Origin of the sequence: Mycobacterium gordonae (assembly GCF_001417955.2) — a bacterium.
Classification (GTDB): Bacteria; Actinomycetota; Actinomycetes; order Mycobacteriales; family Mycobacteriaceae; genus Mycobacterium; species Mycobacterium gordonae_B.
Genome location: NZ_LKTM01000369.1, coordinates 21948 through 27947 on the forward strand (window position 1 = coordinate 21948; position 6000 = coordinate 27947).

Below are 6000 nucleotides of genomic sequence, written 5' to 3' on the forward strand. Positions count from 1 at the left end.
CGCGTGAACGTTTCTGAGGGCGGCACCGGGAATTGCGGTCGCCTACACTGCCGTGCGTGCATCCCTGGCGAAACCTCGCGATTCGATGACAAGGTCGCTGGTGATCGGCATGTCCGCACTGCTGGTGGTGGTCGCCCTGGCCATGCCGATCAAGCAACGGTGCGGGGCCCCGGGCCGCTCCTGCGCCACCGCGGTGGACGCTAATGGCGACGTACACTATTACTACGAAGTGGAGCCATTCGGCGTATTCCTTATAGAAAGTGTGATTGGTTCGAATATCCCGTTGTATTACACGTCCGGCGAGGAGATCGAGAGGGTCCGCTGAATGGCAGGACATGCGCGCATCGCGGCACTGGTGGTGTCGGCAATGCTGATCGGCGGTGCCATCGCATCGGTGCCGGTCACCGATATCGCGCTCGTCACCGCGCAGGAAAACTTCTGCGGAACCAGCTACCTGTGCCCCGCCGATCCCGCACCCGACGGCGGTGACCAGGCCACCGCCGAACGCCGGATCACCGACGGCTATGTCGCCAAGCAGGCGGGTTGCACCCCGGACCTACCGGCCAATCCGCAGTCGGTCACGTGGGACCCGCCCGGCTTCACCCCCAACACCGGGGGGTCGGGAAATATCACCGACTCAAATCCTCAGCTCGGCGGCCACTTCGTCGCCGACTACGTCAACGGCCGCTGGCACATCGACTACCAGTACTGCTGATCCATCAGCCGCGGCACTGCTGCGCCGCGAAGCGCACCGTCGTGGTCGACGGAGTGTTGAACTGTGCCTCGAGCGTCAGGTCGGGCCGAACCGGTTGGTCGTCGATACCGAGGCGGGTGAGGTCGAGCAGAACCTGGATCGTGTCCGGCGCCACCCGGCGGGCATTGGTGTCCCGGTCCGGCCGCATCCGTGGGTCGGTCCCCGCAGCGGCGAGGGTGCTGGTGACGGCCAGGTCGTCGGTGTCCTGCTCGGGACCTAGTTCGGCGAACTTCTTCCCGTTGTTCGCGACGCTGAAGGTCAGGACGTAGCCGACGAACCTGGTCGAGGGGGCTCCTGTGGGCGACGGCGGCAGCGGTTTGGCGAAGTGGATCGTCAGCTGCAGCACGCTGCTGCGGGGGTGCTTCACCTCGACTCCGGACACCGTGATTCCGTCGGGCGGTTTCGGCCCCTCTTTGGTCTGGCAGTTCAGCCGGCTCGGCAGACCGGCCCAGTCGTCGCGCGGCGGGTCGGACCACAGGGCCCAACCGATGCCAACCAGCGCCACCACCAACACAATCGGCAACGCCACCCGAACCGGGCCGGGCAGGACGCCCCAGCTTCGGTGCGGCCCGGACGGTTGCTTCGGCCGCCGGTGCGTCGTCCAGCGCTCACCGTCCCAATAGCGCTGACCCTGCGAACCGTCGGGATCGACGTACCAGCCTGCCGGCGGTGCAGTCGGCACGGTCAAGCTCCATTCGATCGTGGACGTCAGAAATCGGCGAACCGCAGCGGGCAGCTATGGCGGTGAATCCAGCACTTCCGGCGGCGGGTCAAGCATCTTCACTTGGTCACCTCGCCACTGGAATCCGACTGTGGTCAGGACCCCGTCGGTGCAGGTAGAGCAGCTCTGCTGGGTGCGATAGGTGAGCACGACGGTGTCGTTGGTGGACGCCGGGCCCTCCAGCTCGGTGAACGGGTAAGCCCGGGGGGTGGCGGTCCCGACGAAGGCACCCCGATGAAACATCAGGGCGAGGTCGGGCGAACTGCTGGTTCCGTCCTGCACCGTCACCACGATCGCGGACAGGTCTGCGCACGCGTTGTAATTGCTGGCCGAGGCATTGCGATCCCATGGCTTGCCGGTCTTGCGATCCGGTGGAACCTGCCCCAGCGCCGTGGCCAGCGCCGCGGGTTCGTCCGGGCCGCAGCCGGTCGGGGTGCCGGCCCCGGTGGTCGTGGGCGCCGGGGTCGAGGAGGGCGCCGGTCTGGCCGCGCCGGGGTCCCGATCGCCACTTCCGAACACGAACACCGCCAGGGCGCCCAGGCACACCAGCACCACCCCCGCGGCGACCAGCCAGACGGTGCGACGCGGCGCAGGCTTGGTGGCGTCCAGGCCCTCGGACGGGTCGTACACCGGTGGCGGCCAGTCCGGGTCGACCTCCTCAGCAACCATCGGTGACCAGACCCCTCCGATCAGATCGTCCGTAAACAGCTCTTCGCGCCCGCCGAGCTTGGCGGATTGTAGCCTAAAATGGCTGGTAGCGACATTTTAAAGACGCCGGCGCGGGCGGCGTGTCCAGGTGAATCTGCCCACATCAGCAACTTTTTGTTGGGGGGTTCGCAGCAAGCTACCGCATACTAGACGGCATGCGCCGAACGACCTCACCGCAAACCGCCGGGCCGATGCCGGCCGGTGAGTCGGTGTCTGGCCGGGGCCGCTAGTGGGGCGTTCCGGCGGCGCACACCGCCTGCAGAAGAATCAACGTGCCGCAAAGACGCCGTCGAAGACCCGAAAGCGGCTGTCGCGGGGTTTCATGACGTTGGTCTCGGCGGTGGCGCTCGGCATGACCGGAGCGGGCTACTACGTGGCGCACGGCGCACTCGGTGGCATCACCATTTCCCAGGCCCTGACGGCCGAAGACCCACGGTCCACCGGCAACACGATGAACATCCTGCTGATCGGGCTGGACTCCCGCAGAGACCAGGAGGGCAACGACCTGCCCTGGTCGATCCTGAAGCACCTGCACGCCGGCGACTCCGACCAGGGCGGGTACAACACCAACACCCTGATCGTCGTGCACGTCGGCGCCGACGGAAAGGTCGTCGCGTTCTCCATTCCCCGCGATGACTGGGTGCCGTTCAACGGCGTTCCGGGCTACAACCACATCAAGATCAAGGAGGCGTACGGGCTCACCAAGCAGTACGTCGCCAACCAGCTGGCCAACCAGGGAGTGAGCTCCCAGCACGAGCTCGAGACACGAGGCCGCGAAGCGGGGCGGGCGGCCACCCTGCGGGCGGTACGCAGCCTGACCGGGGTTCCCATCGATTACTTCGCCGAGGTCAACCTCGCCGGTTTCTACGACCTGGCCCAGACGCTGGGCGGCGTCGAGGTGTGTCTGAACCACCCCGTGTACGACTCATATTCCGGTGCCGACTTCCCGGCCGGCCGCCAGCGACTGGACGCCTCGCAGGCGCTCGCGTTCGTCCGGCAACGGCACGGTCTGGAGAACGGCGACCTGGACCGGACCCACCGGCAGCAGGCTTTCCTGTCCTCGGTCATGCACGAACTGCAAGACACCGGCACCTTCACCAACTTCGACCGGCTCAACAGCCTGATGGCGGTCGCGCGCAAGGACGTGGTGCTGTCGTCGGGCTGGGACGAGGCGCTGTTCCGCCGGATGGGCGATCTGGCGGGCGGGAACGTCGAGTTCCGGACGCTGCCCGTGGTGCGCTACGACAACATCGACGGCCAGGACGTCAACATCGTCGACCAGGCGGCGATCAAGGCCGAAGTCGCGGCGGCGTTCGGGACGGCGTCGCCGTCGGCCGCGCCGGGCACGACCAGCGCCAAGCCCAATCCGTCGACCATCGTCGATGTCGTGAATGCCGGCAGCATCAGCGGGATGGCGACGCAGGTGTCCAGCGCGCTGAAGAAGCGCGGCTACACCGCCGGGCAGGTCCGCGACCGCGAATCCGGCGACCCGGCGACGACCACGATCCAGTACGGCGCGGGCACGGAAACCGACGCGCAGAACCTGGCCACCCTGCTCGGCGTCGACGCCCCCAAGAAACCGGATTCTTCGATCGCACCCGGGCATATCCGGGTGACCGTGGACACGAACTTCTCGCTGCCGGCCGCCGACGAGATGTCGGATGCGACGAGCAGCACGACGACGACCACCACCACCACCACGACGAAGCCGAGCAGCACCGGCTACTACTACAACGGCACCTTCACCAACTACCCGACGCCCGATCAGGGAAAGCCGATCGACGGCGGCGGGGTGCCGTGCGTGAACTAGTTCGCCCGAGCAGACGCAAAAGCGCCCGATTTCCGCAGGAAAAGGGCGCTTTTGCGTCTGCTCAGCAGTTAGGCGTGCGTGCCGCCGTCGATGCGGATCTCGGTCCCGGTGATGAACCGGCCGTCCTCCGACACCAGCATGGCGATGACGCCGGCGATCACCGACGGGTCCGCCATACCCGCGCCGCTGGATTTCTCCGTGGTGGGCAGGATCGGCATCAGCCGGCTGAACAGCGACCAGTTGGCGTCTTTCGGGATGTAACCGCCGGTGGCATCGGTGATACCGGACTTGATGCTGCCGGGCGCCACACAGACCGCGCGGAGTCCGGCCGTGGCGTATTCCAGTGCCAGTGAGTGAGTGAACGCCTGGACGCCGCCCTTGCTGGCGGCGTAGGCCGCCATGTACGGGTGCGCGAAGCTCGCCGAGGTGGAGCTGAAGTTGACGACGGTGCTGCGCGGGTTGTCCAGGAGCGCCGGTAACGCCTCGCGGACCATCAGGAACGTGCCGGTCAGGTTGACGGTGACGATGCTGTTCCACAGTTCGAGGCTGGTCTGGTGGGTGTGCGCGGCGCGCAGGATGCCGGCGGCGTTGACCAGTGAGTCCAGCCCCCCGAGGGTGTCGATGGCGCTGCGCACCCCGGCGGTGACCGACCGCTCGTCGGCGACGTCGATCACGCTGGTGGTGAACCGCTCGGCCGACTCCGCCGCCCGGTCCCGCGTGGTGACCAGGCCGTCCACCGCGATGTCGGCGCCCACCACCGTGGCCCCCTCGTCGAGCAGGCGCAGCGCGGTGGCCTGCCCGATGCCCGACCCGGCTCCGGTCACCAGGATCCGCTGACCGTCCAGTCGTTTCATGCCGGGAAGCGTAACGCGCCTTGGGGACCTCAGTTCACGGTCGCCGAGAACGAGTCGACACCCAGGCCGACGCCGCCGCTCCATGGCTCGAAGCCGGCCTGGATGCTTGTCAGGTACCACGAGTCGGTGATCGACTCCATCGTGGCGGTGTGGTCGATGAAGTCCATCGCGTCGAAGGTCCACACCTCGATGGGCTGGGTGGCGACGTAGGACATCACATTGTTCTGCCCGTTGCTGCCGTCCCAGACCACGAAGGTCTTGCCGTTGATCGTGGTGTTGCCCACCGGCGATCCGACCGGCTGGATGGGGCCCTGGTGGTTGAACCAGATCATGATCTCCTGATCGTTGACCCCGGTGGTGGTGTAGGTGGAGTCCAGCCAGATGTCGTAGGAGGCGTTCCAGGTACCGGTAGGCACGTAGTTGTAGTCGATGCTGGTGGTCGCGCTGTTGATCTGCCCGAGCTGGATGGGCAGGTTGGTGCCCGTCGACGCGTTTCCGTAGTGCACTCCCGCGTACACCGAGGGATAGCCCAGCGGGGCGCCGTTGGTGGGGGCGGACCCGTTCTCGGTGGTGATGGTGAACCCGGTCTGGCTGACCGTGATGGCCTGGCCGCCCGGGTTGTTCCAAGCGTTGTTCTGCACCACGTAGCCGCCGGTGATCGTCGTCGATCCGTACTGGGTGGAGATGACGGTTCCACCGGTCGGGAGCGTCGGAGGAGTCGTGGGAGTGGTCGGCGTCGTGGGGGTGGTCGGCGTCGTGGTGCCCGGGGTGCCGGTGATCAGCGGGTTGGTCGGCGGCGAATAGGTGCCGGTCTGGGCGGCCTGGAAACCGACCTCGACGGAGGTCCCGGGCGCGATCGTCGCGTTGTAGCTCGCCGGGGTCACGGTGTACTGCTGCGTTGTAGTCGGGGCGAGTTGGCCGCCCCAGGCGCTGGATACCGACGAGCCGGTGGGCATGGTGAATTGCAGCTGCCAATTGCTTATCGGCGTAGCGCTGGAATTGGTGATCGTGTACTTCCCGATGAAACCGCCGTCCCATTGCGATGCCGTTGTGTACGTCGCGGACAACCCGCTCGGGGTGGTGGGTGTCGTCGGTGTCGTGGGCGTCGTGGGCGTCGTGGGCGTCGTGGGCGTCGTGGGCTCCGTCGGGGTGG

7 protein-coding genes and 1 pseudogene are annotated in these 6000 nt (G+C 67.0%); 3 read left to right on the forward strand and 5 right to left on the reverse strand.

Annotation, left to right across the window (positions count from 1 at the left end):
- Positions 1-85 precede the first annotated feature (85 nt).
- Entirely contained in the window at positions 86-325 is a 240-nt protein-coding gene (locus AO501_RS30495; RefSeq protein ID WP_055581309.1) for a hypothetical protein, read from the forward strand.
- A complete protein-coding gene (locus tag AO501_RS30500; RefSeq protein WP_055581310.1) occupies positions 326-715 on the forward strand; it encodes a hypothetical protein in 390 nt (129 codons plus the stop codon). It abuts the gene before it with no gap.
- 4 nt (positions 716-719) lie between these two features.
- Here the strand turns inward: AO501_RS30500 and AO501_RS30505 are convergent, their stop codons facing one another.
- On the reverse strand, positions 720-1436 hold the full coding sequence (locus AO501_RS30505; protein ID WP_055581311.1) for a DUF2510 domain-containing protein: 717 nt from the start codon (positions 1434-1436) through the stop codon (positions 720-722).
- 54 nt (positions 1437-1490) lie between these two features.
- Positions 1491-2144, reverse strand: coding sequence for an LppP/LprE family lipoprotein (locus AO501_RS30510; protein ID WP_055581312.1), 654 nt, complete (start codon positions 2142-2144; stop codon positions 1491-1493).
- A gap of 268 nt (positions 2145-2412) precedes the next feature.
- Between AO501_RS30510 and AO501_RS30515 the strand changes: the two genes are divergently transcribed.
- Positions 2413-3993, forward strand: a complete 1581-nt coding sequence (locus tag AO501_RS30515; RefSeq protein WP_055581313.1) for an LCP family protein — start codon at positions 2413-2415, stop codon at positions 3991-3993.
- A 68-nt stretch (positions 3994-4061) separates the two neighbouring features.
- On the opposite strand, the gene AO501_RS30520 is transcribed toward AO501_RS30515, so the two are convergent.
- From AO501_RS30520 to AO501_RS39790, 3 genes and pseudogenes are all read right to left on the reverse strand, one after another.
- Positions 4062-4847 carry an SDR family NAD(P)-dependent oxidoreductase gene (locus tag AO501_RS30520; RefSeq protein ID WP_055581314.1) on the reverse strand — a complete coding sequence of 262 codons (786 nt, stop codon included), beginning with the start codon at positions 4845-4847 and terminating at the stop codon, positions 4062-4064.
- Positions 4848-4876: 29 nt separating this feature from the next.
- Positions 4877-5491, reverse strand: coding sequence for a GH12 family glycosyl hydrolase domain-containing protein (locus AO501_RS39785; RefSeq protein WP_231752663.1), 615 nt, complete (start codon positions 5489-5491; stop codon positions 4877-4879).
- A 183-nt stretch (positions 5492-5674) separates the two neighbouring features.
- Positions 5675-5914: pseudogene (locus AO501_RS39790) on the reverse strand (cellulose binding domain-containing protein); the annotation flags it as partial.
- Between the last annotated feature and the right edge of the window lie 86 nt (positions 5915-6000).